The 16,627-nt window shown below is 75.2% G+C and carries 13 protein-coding genes; 9 read left to right on the top strand and 4 right to left on the bottom strand.

Annotated elements, in window-relative coordinates; translation table 11 throughout:
- Nucleotides 1-911, bottom strand: a 911-nt coding sequence (locus tag K7854_RS36095) for a serine/threonine-protein kinase (RefSeq protein WP_226030787.1), incomplete at its 3' end; no start/stop codon positions are given.
- A 183-nt stretch (nt 912-1,094) separates the two neighbouring features.
- On the opposite strand from K7854_RS36095, the gene K7854_RS36090 reads away from it, so the two are divergent.
- Nucleotides 1,095-1,601: a hypothetical protein gene (locus K7854_RS36090; RefSeq protein WP_226030786.1), complete on the top strand. Its 507-nt coding sequence runs from the start codon at nt 1,095-1,097 to the stop codon at nt 1,599-1,601.
- Nucleotides 1,602-1,623: 22 nt separating this feature from the next.
- Nucleotides 1,624-2,406: a hypothetical protein gene (locus tag K7854_RS36085; RefSeq protein ID WP_226030785.1), complete on the top strand. Its 783-nt coding sequence runs from the start codon at nt 1,624-1,626 to the stop codon at nt 2,404-2,406.
- On the opposite strand, the gene K7854_RS36080 is transcribed toward K7854_RS36085, so the two are convergent.
- Nucleotides 2,403-3,122 carry a pentapeptide repeat-containing protein gene (locus tag K7854_RS36080; RefSeq protein WP_226030784.1) on the bottom strand — a complete coding sequence of 240 codons (720 nt, stop codon included), beginning with the start codon at nt 3,120-3,122 and terminating at the stop codon, nt 2,403-2,405. The two genes, K7854_RS36085 and K7854_RS36080, sit on opposite strands and share 4 nt — an antisense overlap.
- A gap of 158 nt (nt 3,123-3,280) precedes the next feature.
- Here K7854_RS36080 and K7854_RS36075 point away from each other — a divergent pair, with 158 nt between their 5' ends.
- The 4 genes from K7854_RS36075 to K7854_RS36060 all read left to right on the top strand — a co-directional run bounded on the left by K7854_RS36075 (nt 3,281) and on the right by K7854_RS36060 (nt 8,023).
- Nucleotides 3,281-4,441 carry an NAD(P)-binding protein gene (locus tag K7854_RS36075; RefSeq protein WP_226030783.1) on the top strand — a complete coding sequence of 387 codons (1,161 nt, stop codon included), beginning with the start codon at nt 3,281-3,283 and terminating at the stop codon, nt 4,439-4,441.
- 88 nt (nt 4,442-4,529) lie between these two features.
- Nucleotides 4,530-5,513: a zinc-binding dehydrogenase gene (locus K7854_RS36070; protein ID WP_226030782.1), complete on the top strand. Its 984-nt coding sequence runs from the start codon at nt 4,530-4,532 to the stop codon at nt 5,511-5,513.
- 68 nt (nt 5,514-5,581) lie between these two features.
- A complete protein-coding gene (locus K7854_RS36065) occupies nt 5,582-7,093 on the top strand; it encodes an MFS transporter (RefSeq protein WP_226030781.1) in 1,512 nt (503 codons plus the stop codon).
- Nucleotides 7,094-7,141: 48 nt separating this feature from the next.
- Nucleotides 7,142-8,023, top strand: coding sequence for an aminoglycoside phosphotransferase family protein (locus K7854_RS36060; RefSeq protein ID WP_226030780.1), 882 nt, complete (start codon nt 7,142-7,144; stop codon nt 8,021-8,023).
- A gap of 25 nt (nt 8,024-8,048) precedes the next feature.
- On the opposite strand, the gene K7854_RS36055 is transcribed toward K7854_RS36060, so the two are convergent.
- The gene (locus K7854_RS36055; protein ID WP_226030779.1) at nt 8,049-11,861 is read right to left on the bottom strand and encodes a helix-turn-helix transcriptional regulator; all 3,813 of its coding nucleotides are present in this window, start codon (nt 11,859-11,861) and stop codon (nt 8,049-8,051) included.
- A gap of 264 nt (nt 11,862-12,125) precedes the next feature.
- On the opposite strand from K7854_RS36055, the gene K7854_RS36050 reads away from it, so the two are divergent.
- The 3 genes from K7854_RS36050 to K7854_RS36040 all read left to right on the top strand — a co-directional run bounded on the left by K7854_RS36050 (nt 12,126) and on the right by K7854_RS36040 (nt 15,789).
- Nucleotides 12,126-12,803 (top strand): helix-turn-helix transcriptional regulator, encoded by a 678-nt coding sequence (locus K7854_RS36050; protein WP_226030778.1) that lies wholly within the window; start codon nt 12,126-12,128, stop codon nt 12,801-12,803.
- A 197-nt stretch (nt 12,804-13,000) separates the two neighbouring features.
- The gene (locus tag K7854_RS36045; protein ID WP_226030777.1) at nt 13,001-13,702 is read left to right on the top strand and encodes a Pvc16 family protein; all 702 of its coding nucleotides are present in this window, start codon (nt 13,001-13,003) and stop codon (nt 13,700-13,702) included.
- A gap of 5 nt (nt 13,703-13,707) precedes the next feature.
- Nucleotides 13,708-15,789 (top strand): ATP-binding protein, encoded by a 2,082-nt coding sequence (locus K7854_RS36040; RefSeq protein ID WP_226030788.1) that lies wholly within the window; start codon nt 13,708-13,710, stop codon nt 15,787-15,789.
- Between the two features lie 24 nt (nt 15,790-15,813).
- On the opposite strand, the gene K7854_RS36035 is transcribed toward K7854_RS36040, so the two are convergent.
- A partial coding sequence (locus K7854_RS36035; protein ID WP_226030776.1) for an RICIN domain-containing protein occupies nt 15,814-16,627 on the bottom strand: 814 nt, incomplete at its 5' end.

Here is a 16,627-nt window from a genome sequence, read left to right as displayed (position 1 = left end):
CTGTCCAGGAGCTGCACCGCGTGCCGGCCCAGCTCCGCCAGCACCTCGCCGGGCAGCCACGCGCCGCCCGGGGTGCCGTCCGCGCCCGCCATGTCCTCGATCGACGTCAGCAGCTCTTCGGGGGTGGGGCGCTTCTCGGGCTCCTTCGCCAGGCAGTCCGCGACCAGACCCCGCCAGGGTTCGGGAACCCCGGTCAGGTCCGGCTCCTCGGTCGCGATGCGGAAGAGCAGCGAGTGCAGCCCGCCCTCGTCGGTGCCGAAGGGCATCCGGCCCGTCGCCGCGTAGGCCAGCACCGCGCCGAGGCAGAAGACGTCGCTCGCGTAGGACACCTTCTCCCCGCGCACCTGCTCCGGGGACATGAAGCCGGGCGACCCGACGACGGCGCCGGCCTTGGTGAGCCCCTCGGCGGACTGCGTGGAGGCGTCCAGGGCGCGGGCGATGCCGAAGTCGATGACGCGGGGGCCGTCGATCGTCACCAGGACGTTGGAGGGCTTGAGGTCGCGGTGGACGAGGCCGGCGCCGTGGATGGTCCGCAGCGCCCGCACCAGCCCCGAGGCCAGCACCCGCAGGGTGGGGGAGGGCAGCGGCCCGTACTGCCGGTCGACGACCTCGGCGAGCGAGGGCCCGGCAACGTACCCGGTGGCGACCCAGGGGGTGGCCGCCTCGGTGTCGGCGTCCAGCACCGGCGCGGTCCACTCACCGCCGACGCGCTGCGCCGCCTTCACCTCCTGCGCGAAGCGCCGCCGGAAGTCCGGCATACGGGCCAGTTCCGCCCGGACGGTCTTGACGGCCACCGTCCGGCCCCGGTCGGAGCGCGCCAGATACACCCGGCCCATGCCGCCCTCACCGAGCCTGCCGAGCAGCCGGTACCTGCCGATCCGTTCGGGATCGTCCGGATTCAACCCGTCCATGCCTGCTCCCTCTCCCCCGACGACACCTTGCACACCGGGATTGGGGACGAGGATAGAGACAGGGGGGACGGGGGCAAAAGCCGGTGCTTCCGGGGCAGTTGAGGCCTCACCGGCCGAGCCGGGCCGGCGCCGCCGGACGCCCACCCGTGCGTCTCCGCGCCGCGCCCGTGACACCATCTCTGCGTGCTCGACATCGGCTACGCCCTCTCCACCCGCTTCCCGGACCCGCCGCAGACGGACTACCGCCGCGCGGACGTCCACGCCCTGCGGCACGACCTGTTCTGCGGGGACGTGTACCTCGCCGACACCAAGGCGGACCGGGAGTTGTCCACAGCCTGGGGATGGGTGCCGGTGCTCGACTTCGCCTGGGCGCTGTGCGACATCGTGGAGCACGTCGACCGGGACCCGGCGGGCTCCCGGGCCGCCCGGCCGCAGCGGGCGGAGCTGGACTTCACCGAGTCCACCGACCGCCTGCTCTTCGAGCGCCGCTTCGGCTGGGTGGACATCGAGGCGGAGTGGCTGCCGGCCGGCGAGCCCCCGCTGTCCTTCTCCCACACCGAACTGCGCCGCGAGGCCCGGGACTTCCTGCACGACCTGATCGCCGACCTGACCGACCTGCACGAGGACCTGGCGGACAACCCGGCGATCTGGACCCTCCAGTCCCGCTTCCCGCGGATGCCCGCCGACTAGACGACAGGGAGCGTTCCCTCCGATGACCGCACCGCCCGCACGCCCGGAGCGCCGGGGGCACGAAGCCGCCTCGCCCGCGGAAGTCCCGCCGTTCAAGCCTTCTCTCGTCACCACGGTGTTCCGGGACGTGACCCCGATGCACGTCTCCCGGCCGGCCGCACGGGCCGCCGCGTCGGTGACGCGGACGGTGCTGGCGGAGATCGTCGACGGCGCGAGGCGGGCGGCCGCGGAGGAGTCCCGCAAGCGGCTGGTTCCGGCGGACCTGCTCGCGGCGATCGGCCGGGACGTCGAACTGGAGGTGGGGGCCGGGTGGTACGCGCACAGCCCGACGTTCCGAGACCGCCTCGGTGTCCCGTACGACGCCGGGGCCGGCGCCGCGCCCTCCCGTGAGCGCAGGAGGCCGCGCAAGCCGAGTGCGGTGGCCGGTGCCCACAGGTTCGAGGCCGGGGTCAGGAAGCTGCTGCGGAGCCGGGGGGTGACGGCCGTCCCGGCGATGGTCCGCGACCTGAACGGCATCGCCAGCGCGTTCCTGACCGACCTCGCCCGGGACGCGGCCATGGTGGTCCGCGAGGGCGGGATCCAGCGTTTCGGCGCGGTCGCCCTCGTGACGCCGGGCGAACCGGCCGACGCCCCCTTCCCCAAGGATGCGCTGGGAGCGGGGTCCGCCCGCAGGGGTGACCGGCGGACCATCGGCAGGGACGACGTGCTGGCCGCCACCACGATCCAGCTGTTCGGCGGCGGCCTCCGGCGGCGAGCCCTCGCCGAAGCACGCGAGGCGGCACCGGACCGGGCGGGCGCCCGCTAGTCCGCCAGCACCCGCACCCCCAGCTCCGCCGCCAGCACCGGGGCCAGGTCGAGGAGCTGGGCGGGGCTGATCACCGCCCCCGAGAGGCGGTCCACGCCGCGGGCCAGCTCCAGGGGCGCGGCGCCGCGCAGGTCGACGTCGATGAGGGTCGCGGCGCTGAGGTCCGCCTGCTTCAGGGCGCAGTCCACGAACTCGACCCGCTCCAGGCGGGCGCCCCCGAAGTCCGGCTCGACCAGGACGCAGCTCTCGAAGACGACGTCCTTGAGCCGGGCCCGGCGAAGATTGAGATAGTCGATCTTGCCGCCGCGAACCAGCACCCGTTCCAGGACGGCGCCGTGCAGCTGGGTGCCGCCGAGGCGGGCGTCGAGCAGCTCGACGTCGCGCAGGGTCGCCTCCGCGAGATGCGTGCCCACCCCCCGGACGCCGGTGAGGCGGGTGTCGAGCAGCCGGGCCCGGGGCAGCGACGCCTCGTCCAGCGCGCAGCCCGTCAGCGCGCAGTCCATGAAGCGGGCGCCCGCGCCGTCCTGGCCGGTGAGGTCCGCCTCCCGGAACTCCAGCGCGTCGTAGTCCCCGTCCGGCTCCAGTGCGCCGCCGTCCCCGTGCGGCGTGAGCGGCGGCAGGCGCAGCTCCGGGCGTCTCGCCCCCCGTACCTTCGTGGTGCCGCGCCCGCCCGCCGCTCCCGCCGTGCCCGTCGTCCGCGCCGTTCTCCTCGCCATGGCCCCATGCTGCACCCCGCCACTGACAACCCCCTGCGACCTGCGGGAACAGACCCGGTCCCGGGCGGATGTCACATCCACCGCGCCCCGGTCCGTCGTACGGGCAGACAGGCGCCGCGCAAGGCGACCCGACCGCGACCCGAGGGAGAACCCGAGTCATGCATCGCATCACCGTCGTCGGCGGCGGCTTCGCCGGACTGACCGCGGCCATCACCGCCGCCGAGGCGGGCGCAAAGGTCACCGTCCACGAGGCCCACCACACGCTCGGCGGGCGGGCCCGGACCGCCGACGGCCCCTACCGCACCAACGACGGCCCGCACGCCCTCTACAACGGCGGCCCGCACTGGGCCTGGCTGCGCCGGCGCGACCTGATCGGCCCGCTCGCGCCCATCCCGCCGCTGGAGGCGGCCCGGCTGCGGCTGCGGCACAAGGGGGTGCTGCGCCGCACCCCGCCGTTCGCCATGCTGAAGCTGCTGCGCCGGGGGGTCGGGCCCGCGCCCGTCGACACCGACTTCCTGAGCTGGGCGACCGGGATCGCGGGCGAGGAGGGCGCCCGGGCCGCCGCCCACTACTGCGCCGTCGCCCTGTTCCACCACGACCCGGGCTCGCTGTCCGCCGCCTTCGTGCAGGAGCGGCTGCGCCGGGCCACCAAGCTCCCGCCCGAGGCGCACTACCCGCGCGGCGGCTGGGGCGGGGTCGTGGACCGGATGGCCGCCCTGGCCTGGAACCTCGGGGTCCGGATGGAGACGGTCTCCCGCGTGGACACGCTGCCCACCGACACCCCCGTCATCGTCGCCACCTCCCTGGACGCGGCCCGCCGCCTGCTGGACGATCCCTCGCTGACCTGGCCGAGCGGCCGCACCACCCTGGTGGACCTGGCCGTACGGACCCGGCGCGGCGACGCCTTCGCCGTCTCCGACCTGGACGCGCCGGGCTGGATCGAGCGGTTCACGGCACAGGACCGCACGCTCGCTCCGGCGGGCGAGCAGCTGATCCAGGGCCAGATCCCCCTGGCACCGCACGAGTCGAAGGCCGACGGCACCGCGCGGGCCGAGCAGTTGCTCGACCTCGGCTTCCCCGGCTGGCGCGAGCGGCTGACCTGGCGGCGCGAGGCGGTCGCGAACGGCCGCACCGGCGCCGTCGACCTGCCCGGTACCACCTGGCGCGACCGGCCGGCCGTCGACCGCGGCGACGGCGTGTACCTCGCCGGTGACCAGGTCGCCTCGCCCGGACTGCTCTCCGAGGTCTCCTTCAACAGCGCCCTGACGGCGGTCTCCCTCGCCCTCGGCCGGCACGAGCTTGACCTCAAGCACGCTTGAGGTCGTTGGCTGGGGGCCGTAACCGTCCGCACCGGCCCGCAAAGGCCCGTACGAACCAGCAGCCGCGCACTCATCCCTGGGGGACGTCATGCACGCCATCCGTCTGCACGCCTTCGGCCCGGCCGGGAACCTCGTCCTGGACGAGGTGGCGGATCCCGCGCCGGGCCCCGGCCAGGTCCGCGTCGCCGTCCGCGCGGCGGGCGTCCACCTCCTGGACACCGCCCTGCGCCAGGGCATCCAGGGCCCCGCGCCGGCCCTTCCCGAACTGCCCACGATCCCGGGCCGCGAGGTGGCCGGCGTCGTCGACGCCCTCGGCGCGGGCACCCCGGACAGCTGGCTGGGCAGGCGCGTGGTGGCCCACCTCGGCTTCGCCCCCGGCGGATACGCCGAACTCGCCGTCACCGACCTCGCCCGCGTGCACGAGATCCCCGCGAACCTGGACTTCGCCCAGGCCGTCGCGATGATCGGAACCGGGCGTACGACGATGGGGATCCTCCAGTTCGCCGACGGCCTCGGCCCGGACTCCGTGGCCGTGGTCCCGGCCGCCGCGGGCGGCATCGGCACCCTGCTGGTGCAGTACGCGAAGAACGCCGGCGCCACGGTGGTCGGGCTCGCCGGCGGCCCGGAGAAGGCCGCGCTCGTCGCCGCGAACGGCGCCGACCTCGCCGTCGACTACCGGGACCCCGGCTGGCCCGCGAAGGTCCGCGCCCACCTGGGCGGCCGGGCCGCGACCGTCGTCTTCGACGGCGTCGGCGGGGAGGTGGCGCGCGAGGCCGTCGCCCTGCTCGGACCCGGCGGCCGGCACCTGGTCTTCGGCTGGTCGGGCAAGGGCCTGCACGACGGCACGCCCTACCTCGTCGACGGCGTCTCGCAGCAGGTGCTGGGCCCGGTGATGATGGAGCGGGCCGGCGGCACCGACCCCGTACGCACCCTGGAACTGCGCGCCCTCGCCGAGGCCGCCGCGGGCCGGCTCGTCCCGGCCGTGCGGCGCTTCCCGCTCGCCGACGCGGCCGCCGCGCACCGCGCCCTGGAGAGCCGGGGGACGACCGGGAAGGTGGTCCTGGAGCCATGACCGGCGACGGGCGGCACGGATCCGCGCGACGGGATGCGGCACCTCCCGATCCGTGGTCTTCTGGCCAGATGAGTGGCTCCCGGACAGACCGGACAGGGGGCCCCGCCACGCCGGCGGAGGCCGATCCCCGCCGCTGGTGGGGGCTGGTGGTGATCGCCCTGGCCCAGCTGATGGTCGTCCTCGACGCGACGATCGTGAACATCGCGCTGCCCTCGGCCCAGCGCGCCCTGGACATGTCCGACGCCAACCGGCAGTGGGTGATCACCGCGTACACCCTCGCGTTCGGCGGTCTGCTGCTGCTCGGCGGGCGGATCGCGGACCTGGTGGGACGCAAACGCACCTTCGTCATCGGACTGATCGGCTTCGCCGCCGCCTCCGCGATCGGCGGCGCCGCCACGACCTCGGCGATGCTCTTCGGCGCCCGCGCCCTCCAGGGCGTCTTCGCCGCCGTCCTCGCGCCGTCCGCGCTGTCGCTGCTGACCACGACCTTCACCGACCCGAGGGAGCGCGGCAAGGCCTTCGGCATCTACGGCGCGCTGGCCGGCAGCGGCTCGGCGATCGGCTTCATCGTCGGCGGCGTACTCACCGAGTACCTGAACTGGCGCTGGTGCCTGTACGTCAACATCCCCATCGCGGTCGTCGCCGTGATCGGCGCGTTCGCGCTGCTGCACGACCGGCCCGGCCACGCCGACGCCCGGCTCGACGTGCCCGGTGTGATCCTCGGCTGCGGCGGTCTCGTCGCCCTCGTCTACGGCTTCAGCGAGGCCCAGCCGCGGGGCTGGACCGACCCGCTGGTGCTGGCGCTGTTCGCGCTGGCCGTGGTCCTGCTGGCCGCCTTCGTGTGGTGGCAGACCCGGGCGGCGACGCCGCTGCTGCCGCTGCACGTCATCCGGGAACGCAACCGCGCCGGCTGCTTCCTGACGATGATGCTGGCGGTCATCGGCATGTTCGGGCTGTTCCTGTTCATGACCTACTACCTCCAGGTCATCCTCGGCTACTCCCCCGTGAAGACCGGCCTGGCGTTCCTGCCGCTGACCGCCGCGATCGTGGTGGGCTCCACCCAGATCTCGGCCCGGCTGCTGCCGCACGTGGGGCCGCGCATGCTGATGGTCCCCGGCATGCTCCTCGCCTCCGGCGGCATGGTGATCCTCACCCGGATGACCGTGCACTCGGAGTACGCCTCCGAGATCCTCCCGGCGCTGCTCCTGATGGGCCTCGGCATGGGCCTGACCTTCATGCCGGTGTTCTCCACGGCCACCGCCGGGGTCGCCCCGAAGGACTCCGGCGTGACCTCCGCGACGGTCAACACCTCGCAGCAGGTGGGCGGCTCGATCGGCACGGCGCTGCTCAACACCATCGCGACCAGCACCAGCGCGTCGTGGATCACGGCGCATCTGAGGGATCCCGCGCAGCGGGAGCTGATCGTGCGGGAGGGGATCGTGCACGGGTACACGGTCGCGATCTGGGTGGCGGCCGGGGTGATGCTGCTGGCGGGGCTGGTCGCGGGGGTGATGGTGACGGCGAAGGCGCCGAAGCACGGGGTGCCGGCGGACCGGGCGGTGCGGGAGCCGGTGGGCTGAGGGATATCCGCGTGACCGCGCGGGCGTCCGCCGGTAGCGTCCGGCGGTGTGATCGACGTACCCGAGGCGCTCGCCGCCGCGCAGGCCAAGTACAACGGGGAGGCCGGGCGGGCCTTCGTCGAGGGGTTGCCCGCGCTGGTGGCCGGGTTCCTGGAGCGGTGGGAGCTGCGGATCGACGGGCCGTCGATGCACGGGTGGGCGGCGCTGGTGCTGCCGGTGGTGCGCCGCGACGGCACCGGGGCCGTGCTGAAGCTCCAGATCCCCGACGAGGAGACCGAGGGCGAGCCGCTGGCCCTGCGGGCGTGGGGCGGGGACGGCGCGGTGCGGCTCCTCGGCCACGACCCGGCGACCGGGACCATGCTGCTGGAGCGGCTGGACGCCGGGCGCATGCTCAGTCACGTCGCGGACTCCCGCGAGGCCGTCCAGGTCATCGCCCGGCTGCTGGCGCACCTCACCGCGACGCCCGCCCCGCCCGGGGTGCGCCGGCTCGGGGACATCGCCCGGCGCATGCTGGAGCGCACGCCCGGCACCCTGGAGCGCATCGGGGACCCGGCCGACCGGCGGCTGGTCGCCGACTGCGCCGCGGCCGTGCGCGAGGTCGCCGACGAGCCCGGCGACCGGCTGCTGCACTGGGACCTGCACTACGAGAACGTCCTCGCCGCGGACCGCGCGCCCTGGCTGGCCATCGACCCCAAGCCACTGGCCGGCGACCCCGGGTTCGACCTGCTGCCCGCCCTGTACAACCGCTACGACCCGGACGAGACCCGGTGGCGCTTCGACGCCATGACCGACGTCCTCGGCCTCGACCGGCAGCGGGCGCGCGCCTGGTGCCTGGGCCGGGTGCTGCAGAACTGCCTGTGGAACGCCGAGGACGGCGACCCGCTGGAGACCGAGCAGTTGGAGATCGGGCGGCTGCTGCGCGCCCGGTGAGGACCGCGCGGGTCACCGGCATCCCTCAGCGCCGGGTGTCGGGGTGCGGCTCCCGCTCCCGCCGTCCGCCGCGCTCCAGCGCGGCCGGCAGTTCCGTCCGGCGCCGTATCCGCAGCTTGCGGTAGGTGCTGGTCAGATGGGTCTCCACGGTGCGCCGGGCGAGGTGCAGCAGGTCGGCGATCTCGGTGTTGGTACGGCCGTCGGCGGCCAGTTCGGCGATCCGGCGCTCGCTGCCGGTCAGCGCACCGGCGCCGGTGCGGGACGCCACCGGGCCGCGGGCGCCGCCCTCGCGCAGGGCCTGCCCGGCCAGGGTGAGCCAGCGCAGGGCGCCCTTGCGTTCGGCCAGTTCCGCCGCCTCGCGCAGCCGGGCCCGGGCCCGTCCGCGTTCGCCCGCGTCGAGGAGCAGGCGGCCCTGGGCGAGCAGCGCGGGGATCAGCTCCACGTCGGTGTCGGCGGACGCGTCCCGCAGGGTCCGTACGGCCTCCTCGGCCAGTTCGAGCCCGCGGCGCCCGCCGGTCGCGGTGCCCAGCACCCGCAGGGCGCGGCCCACGGTGCGCGGGGTGCCCCACACCCGGGCCAGCCGCAGTTCCTCCGTGGCCAGCGCCAGCGCCTCGGGGCCGCCGCCCAGCGCCAGCCGGCACTCCGCGACGGCGGTCCGCCACGGGGTGACGACGGGGCTGATCACCTCGCGGGCCGCCTGCCGGCGCCCGCACTCCAGGAAGTCGTGCAGGGCGCCCGCCGGGTCGCCGGTGGCGGCGCGCAGGACACCCCGGGCGTACAGGTAGCGGTTCAGCTCCCAGTTCTCCGGGACCTCGCGCAGGTCGAAGCGGTCGGCGTGGCGCAGTGCCTCGTCGGTACGGCCGGTGTGGACGAGGGCCATCAGGGCGTGCGCGTCCCGGTTGGTGGGGCCGTTCCCCGGTCCGGTGCCGTCGGCGAGGGCGAGCAGCCGGGTGTGGTCGCCGCGGGCGGCAACGATGTCGGCGCGGGTGTTGAGCAGCGCGGGCTGCATCGGGTGCAGCAGGGCGGGGTGCTGTCCGGCCAGCCCGCGTTCCACCAGCCGCTCGGCCTCGTCGAGTTCGTCGGCCCACTGGGCGACCGCGGCGGCCGTGCCCAGCAGGAAGGGCTCGGCGAGCGGGTCGGTGGGCTGTGCGAGCAGGTCCCGTACCCGGGTCATCGCCTCGTCGGCGGAGATCAGCGCGGCGGTCGCCGCGTACCGCACCAGGAGGGCCTGCCCGGCGGTGCCGACCAGCTCCGGGGAGTGCCGGCCGGTCTCGCACAGCCACCGGTACACCTCCTGCCGGGTCGCCAGGTCCTCGTCGGACAGCAGCGCGGTGGCGGCCTGCACGGTGCGGGCCAGGCCGGGGTGGCCGGACAGCCGGCCCTCGGTGCGGCGCAGCACCTCCATCGCGGTACGGATCTCACCGCGGCCGGCCAGGGCGGTACCGAGGGCGACGGCGGTGCGCACCCGGTTGCGGGGGTCGGCCGGCAGGTGCTGCGCCTCGGCGAGCCGCGCGATGGCCGCCGGGGTGTCGGCCGACGCGTACTCCAGGGAGCCCAGTTCGGTCAGCAGCCGCTGCCGGAGGTCGTCGGTCAGCGGTTCGTCCAGGGCCCGGCGCAGGTAGTGGACGGCGTCGGCGGGCCGTGCGTCGTGCACGGCGACGGTCACGGCGTCGCGCAGCACGCGCAGCGCCCAGGACCGGCCGACGGCCGGGGTGCGCAGCAGGTGCCGGGCGACCGCCTCGACCCGGTCGCCGCGGCGCAGCATCGCCTCCGCCGCCGCCCGGTGCACGGCCTCGCGGCGCGGCCGGGGCCAGCCGGTCAGCACGGCGTCGCGCAGCAGCGGGTGGGCGTAGCGGGGGCGGCCGCCCGCGTCGGGGCGCAGCAGCCCGAGCCGCGTCATGGCGGCGAGCCAGCCCTCGATCCGCGCGGGATCGGCCCCGGCCGCCTCCGCGAGCACGTCCACCGGGTCACCGGCCGACCCCCGCGCCGGGGGCGGTGAGGGGGTACGCCACAGCGTCGTGCGGTGCGGCGCGTGCGCGGGCGGATCGGTACGGCCGTAGGCGGCGCCGGGTGCGCCCCGGGGCCGTCCGCCGTACGGGTCGTGGAACGGGTACGCGGCCTCGTCGGGGTGCGGGTAGGGGCCGTGCTCCGGACGCTCCGCGCCGGGGCCGGGCCGGTCGGACAGCGGCGTCCGCCGATCCGCGCCGCCGCCCCCCGGGTCCGCGCTCCGCACGTCCCGGCAGCCCGGTGCGATGTCCCGGGGCCGCCGCGTCCGCGCCGCCGGTGCGTCGTGGGGATGCCGGCGCACGGTGTCGAACGGCGAGCCCTGCGGGTACGCGGCACCCGACGACGCCTGGCCGTACGCGCCGCCGTCCGACGACAGCGCCCGCCGGTACCCGTCGTCCGACGACGACACCTGCGGGTACTCGGTGCCCACCGACACTTCCTGCCGGTACCCGGCATCCGACGACGCCGCCTGCGGGTACGCGCCGTCCAACGACGACACCTGCCCGTACGCACCCTCCAACGGCAACGCCTGCCGGTACACACCGTCCGACGGCAACGCCTGCCGGTACCCCGCATCCGGCGACGGCACCTGCGGGTACGCCCCACCCGAGGGCGACACCTGCCCGTACCCGCCCTCCAGCGGCAACGCCTGCCGGTAGACACCGTCCGACGGCAACGCCTGCCGGTACCCCGCATCCGACGACGGCACCTGCGGGTACGCCCCACCCGAGGGCGACACCTGCCCGTACCCGCCCTCCAACGGCAACGCCTGCCGATACACACCGTCCAACGGCAACGCCTGCCGGTACCCGGCACCCGACGACGACGCCTGACCGTACGTCTCCTCCAGCGACGACGCCTGCGGGTACACCCCACCCGAGGGCGACACCTGCCCGTACGCACCCTCCGGCGGCGGCGCATGCCGGTGCGTGCCGTCCGCCGCCGGTGTTCGCGGGTGCGGGACGGCATGCCGGAGCGCCCCCCGGTCGTCCGGCGGTCCCGCGGGCCAGGCCTGTTCCAGGGCCGCGAGGCAGCGGGCGACGTCGGCCGTCGCGGTGCCCGCGTTCTTCAGCCACCAGGAGACGGCCGCCGGGTAGGACCCGGGGTACAGCGCGGCGCAGTTGTCCGGGACGGGCGGGAGGCCGTCGGGGTGCGGGGTGCCGCCGAGGTCGTCCAGCAGGGCGTGCAGGAGCAGCGGGCTGCCCGCGCCGGCCAGGACGACCTCCCGCGTCCAGGACGCGGACGCACCCGGGAAGGCGTCGCGGACCAGCCCGGCCGCCGCCGTGTCGCTGAGCGGGGCGAGGGTGTGGGTGCGCACCAGGGACGGCGACAGCGCCTGGGTGAGTCCGGCGGGCCGCGGTTCGACGTCGTACTGGCTGCGCTCGGTGGCGACCAGCAGTACCGGTAATCGGTCGACGTGCCGGGCCGCCTCCGTCAGCCAGCGGCGCGAGGAGTCGTCGGCGAGGTGGACGTCGTCGACGGCCACCAGGACCGGGCCCTCGGCGGCGTACGAGCGCAGCAGGCGCCACAGCCGGGCCGCGCTGCCCCGGTCGTCGCCGCCGGGCGTCATGTCGGTGAACTCCGGTTCCGGGCCGAGCAGGTGCAGGACCATGGCGAAGGGCACCGAGGTGTCCTCCGGCGAGCAGCGCACGCGCAGCACCCGCAGGCCCCGGTCCTCGGCGTGCCGGGCCGCGGTCTCCAGTACGGCGGTGCGCCCGGTGCCGGTGGCGCCGCGCAGCAGGACGAGGCGGCCGGTGCCGGCCCGTGCGCGCTCGATCTCGGCCGCCAGCAGCACGTGGGCGTCGTCGCGTTCACGGAGCGGTCCGGTCATCGGTGCCTCCTGTGGTGGATGGTGCTCCCCCGGTGTGTGAGACGAACGACTGCGGTGAACGGTGGTGCGAAGTGGCGCGGGTCACGGTGGACCACGGCCGGCCCGCCGGTCTCGTGGTGTGCCTCGTGGTGCTCCACGATTGCGAAGTCCCAGCAGTCCCATAAGTGTGGAACACGCACATCCGCTACCGGCCTGCGCTGGACGGCGGGCACGTGAACAGGGGGGAAACGGTTGCTCAACTCACCCCGGAACACCACCACATCCATGACTTCCACCACGTCCACGGCCGCGGTCCACGGACCCGGCAAGGCGGTCGGCGTCGTCGACCGCCGGGTCCCCGTGGCGGTGTCCGCCCCGGACCCGATCAGCCGCGAGGGCGCGATCAGCCAGCTGCGCCGGCACCCGGAGATCGACCTGCGCGAGGAGTCGGGGCCCGGCACGGTGGCCCTGCTCATCGAGGACGCGCTCGACGACGCGGCGCTCACCCGGCTGCGCCGGATCGTGCGCAGCGAGGGCGCGCGGGCCGTGCTGGTGATCGGCGCGATCCGCGAGAGCGAACTGCTCGACGTCGTCGAGTGCGGCGTCGGCGCCATCGTCTGGCGGCACGAGGCCACCGCCCACCGGCTGGTGCAGGCCGTACTGGCCGCCTCGCGCGGCGACGGCGACCTGCCCGCGGACCTGCTGGGCCGGCTCATCAGCCAGGTGGGCACCCTGCACCGGGGCGCGGCGGGCCGCCCCGGCGCCCCCTCGCTGGGCCTCGCACCCCGAGAGGTGGACGTCCTGCGGCTGGTCGCCGAGGGTCTCGACACCGGAGAGATCGCCGGCAAGTTGTCCTACTCCGAACGCACCGTCAAGAACGTCATGCACGGACTCACGACGCGGCTCCATCTGCGCAACCGCGCCCACGCCGTGGCCTATGCCCTGAGGGAAGGCTACATCTGACCGAACGGGCAATCGAAGGCGGACCCTTCGGCCCGTGCGGGCAGGGCGGCCTGCCCGTCCGCCGTCCCCGGGGCGCGTGCGACCGGGACGGGGCCGGAGGAACGATCGGTGAGGGCACCGGTGGCAGGCACCGGTGACCGGCGGCGGCAGCGGGCGGGCCGTGCGGACTCAAGTGCGGCCAGGGCAGGAGCGCGAGCGTGATCCACGAGGTGGACGAGGTCCTCAAGTCCCTCCTCAAGGGCGGGGCCTTGACGGACTCGGGCATCGACGTGGCCTTCGAGGCACCCACCCGGGACTGGGCGGCCCGGCGCAACGCGCCCGTCGTCAACGCCTACTTGTACGACATCCGCGAGGACGTGGGCCGCCGGCACCGCGGCCAGGTCGCGGTGCGCGACCAGGACGACATCGTCGTCAAGCGCCGCCAGCCGCCCCGCTGGTTCCGGCTGTCGTACCTGGTGACCGCCTGGACGAAGACCCCGCAGGACGAACACCGGCTGCTGTCCGCCGTACTGGCGACGCTGCTGCCCCGCGAGCAGCTGCCGCCCTACGAACTCCCCGGCGCGCTGGGCTCGATGGGGCTCCCGGTGCCGATGACCGTGGCCGGTGTGCAGACCGAGTCCCGCTCCCTCGCCGAGATCTGGTCCGCCCTGGGCGGCGAGCTGAAACCGTCCCTCGACCTGGTGGTGACCGCGCCCTTCCCGGCCTACCCCGAGTACGACGCCGGGCCCCCGGTCACCGAGGGCGCGACGGTCCGGGTCGGCGGCATCGAGGGCGACCCGCCGATGTCCGAGGGCCGCTCGCACCGGCCGCACCAGGTGGTGGCGGCCCGCGCGGCCCGCAAGGCCGTGGCGGACGCCGCACGCAAGGCCGTGACGGACGGCCGTACGAAACGACAGTGACGACAGTGACGACCGCCGACACAGACACCCACGCCCCCACCCGCACTTACCCCTCCGCCACCGGCTCACCGTCCGCCGGGCCGCCCGGCGGCTCCGGGGATTCCGGCCGGGCGCTGCTCGCCCGGCTCGAGGTGCTGCGGGACCGGGTGGCCGCGCTGGTCGAGCACCGCACCGCCGACGACCCCACGGCCGACGATCCGCTGCGCGGCCTGTACCTGCCCGACGAGGCCGTCCACCACCTGCTGCGCACCTGGCCGGCCGCCGACGCCGAGCCCCCGGCCGTGCCCGTGGCGCCCGCCACCGCCGGCGCTCCGGCCGACCCCGGGGACCGGCTGGCCCGGCTGGCCGGGCGGGCGCGGCTGACCGAGCTGGACACCGCCGCCCTGCTCGTCGCCCTCGCCCCCGACGTCGACCGCACGTTCGAGCCGCTCTACGGCTATCTCAACAACGACGTGAGCCGCCGCCGGGCCACCGTGGGCCTCGCCCTCGACCTGTGCGGGATGCCCGCGCACCTGGCGGCGGCCCGGGCCCGGTTCCACGCCTCGGCCCCGCTGCGCACCCTCGGCCTGCTGGAGGTCGAGGAACCCGAGCGCCCCTTCCTGACCCGTTCGCTGCGCGTCCCGGACCGGCTCGTCGGCCACCTCCTCGGCGACGACACCCCGGACGCCGCGCTCCTCGGCCTGCTGCTCCCGATGCCGGACCCGCTGCCCGCCGCGGGCGGCGACGCCGACGTCTTCGTCCGGCGCCTGGCCGCCCGGCTGCAGGCCGGCCCGCTCACCGCCTATCTGCGCGAACCGCGCGAGGGCGACGGCCTGGCCGCCCTCTCCGCCGTCCTGGACGCCGCCGGCATCGAGGCGCTGCGCTGCACCGACCCCGAGGACCACGTGCCCGAGCTGCTGCGCGAGGCCCGGCTCGGCGGCCGGGCGATCGTGGTGTCGGGCCTGCCCGAGAAGCCGGGCCCGCTGGTGCGGGCGCTGACCGCCGCGACCGGCGTGACCGTCCTCATGACCGACCCGCGCCCCTACGACCCGCAGTGGGCGCCGGCCAACCCCCTCGTCCTGGACGCCCCGGGCCGCCGAGCCGGTGGCGTGGCCGCCTGGCGGGCCGCGCTGGGCGCCGACGCCGACGGGTTCGACCTGGCCACGGCCGTCGCCCCGTACCGGCTCGGCGGCGACCGCATCCAGCGGGCCGCGCACACCGCCCAGGCCCTCGCCGCCTTCGACGGCACCCCGGTCGGCGCCGAGCACGTCCGGCTCGCCGCCCGGCGGCAGTCGGCCTCCGGGCTGGAGAGCCACGCCCGCCGGATCCGGCCGGACGTGGACTGGCAGGACCTGGTGCTGCCCGACAAGCCCCTGGTGCAGCTCCGCGAGCTGGCCCTGCGCGCCCGCCACCGCGACCGGGTGCTGGGCGACTGGCGGCTCAGCGCGGGCGGCGGCCGGGGCCGGGGCGTCCTCGGCCTGTTCGCGGGCGAGTCCGGCACCGGCAAGACCCTGTCGGCCGAGGTGGTCGCCGCCGACCTGGGCCTCGACCTGTACGTGGTCCAGCTGTCGTCGGTCGTCGACAAGTACGTCGGCGAGACCGAGAAGAACCTGGAGCGGATCTTCACGGAGGCCGACCGCACGGACGCCGTGCTCCTCTTCGACGAGGCCGACGCCGTCTTCGGCAAGCGCTCCGAGGTCAAGGACGCCCACGACAAGTACGCCAACATGGAGAGCGCCTACCTGCTCCAGCGGCTGGAGTCCTTCGACGGCATCGCCCTGCTCACCACCAACCTGCGCGCCAACATCGACGAGGCGTTCACCCGGCGCCTGGACCTGGTCGTCGACTTCCCGTTCCCGGACGTCGAGCAGCGCCTGGCGCTGTGGCGGCACAGCCTGTCGCGGGTCCCGTCCGCCGACGGGATCGACCCGGAGGTGCTGGCCCGGGACTTCGAACTGGCCGGCGGTTCGATCCGCAGCGCGGTCGTCACGGCCGCGTACCTCGCCGCCGGACGCGACGACATGGTGACGGCGGACGACCTCCTGGAGGGCGCCCGCCGCGAGTACCGCAAGGCCGGGAGGCTGGTCCCGGGGGAAGGCGGCTGGTGACCGCCGCCGGGACCGCCCGGGCCGTCAGCCCTTGTTCGGGTGGATGATCTTCCACTCCTGGTCGTCGACGTTGCTGCAGTCGTCGAGCACCAACTTGGAGAAGAGGGCGCCGCCGTTCGCGCCCTCGACGCCGAGGCACTTCTGGTTGCTGGAGAAGTTGCGGATCCAGTAGTCCCCGCTCTCCTGCTTGTCGATCCACCACATCTGGTTGTCGGTCGCGCCGGTCTCGTCGCTGTCGCAGGTGAACTCGGTGACGGGTGTGCCCACGGCGGCGGCACCGTGGTTGGGCAGGTCCATGCAGTACTTGTCCTTGATGTTCCGGATCTGGAAGAGCGCCGCCCCGCCCGGCCCGCCCTTCTCGTACTTCACTTCGAGGTCCCAGATCTGGTTGTCCCCGTCTGTGTCGTCGCAGACGGCCTGCTGGACGGGGCCGTCGAGCTGGCCCTTCTCCCGACCGGGGAGTTCGGCGCACATGTTGCTGGTGGTGTTCCGCAGCAGGACGTTCTTGGCGGGAACCACCGGCTTCACGGCCGGCTTGGCGGGCTTCTTGGACTCGCCCCCGCCGCCCTCGTCGCCGCCGTCGCCGCTGTCGCTCTTCTCCGACTCCTGGCTGGCCGGCGGCTGCTGCACCTGCGGCTGCTCGGCAGGCGCGGACTCCGCACTGCTCGGCAACGTCTCCGGAGTGGCACTCGGACTCGGCGCCAGCGCGACGCCAGCCTGCTCGGTCTGCTCCGTCGCACTGGTGCGGACCTGCGGCTTGTACGCGATCCAGATCATCACGAACGCGATCGCCAACGCGAGAAAGATCCCGAAGAACGTCGCCAGCCACCGCGGCAGA

This window comes from Streptomyces hyderabadensis (assembly GCF_020404845.1).
GTDB lineage: Bacteria > Actinomycetota > Actinomycetes > Streptomycetales > Streptomycetaceae > Streptomyces > Streptomyces hyderabadensis.
The sequence above is the reverse complement of the archived record's forward strand: the minus strand, read 5'-3'. Positions and strand labels throughout refer to the sequence as shown.

Bases quoted from the DNA above. Each gene is read 5' to 3' on its own strand.
- K7854_RS36080 (WP_226030784.1), bottom strand. From the start codon at position 3,122: ATGGCGAGGAGAACGGCGCGGACGACGGGCACGGCGGGAGCGGCGGGC.
- K7854_RS36070 (WP_226030782.1), top strand. From the start codon at position 4,530: ATGCACGCCATCCGTCTGCACGCCTTCGGCCCGGCCGGGAACCTCGTC.
- K7854_RS36050 (WP_226030778.1), top strand. From the start codon at position 12,126: ATGACTTCCACCACGTCCACGGCCGCGGTCCACGGACCCGGCAAGGCG.
- K7854_RS36085 (WP_226030785.1), top strand. From the start codon at position 1,624: ATGACCGCACCGCCCGCACGCCCGGAGCGCCGGGGGCACGAAGCCGCC.
- K7854_RS36075 (WP_226030783.1), top strand. From the start codon at position 3,281: ATGCATCGCATCACCGTCGTCGGCGGCGGCTTCGCCGGACTGACCGCG.
- K7854_RS36055 (WP_226030779.1), bottom strand. From the start codon at position 11,861: ATGACCGGACCGCTCCGTGAACGCGACGACGCCCACGTGCTGCTGGCG.
- K7854_RS36065 (WP_226030781.1), top strand. From the start codon at position 5,582: ATGAGTGGCTCCCGGACAGACCGGACAGGGGGCCCCGCCACGCCGGCG.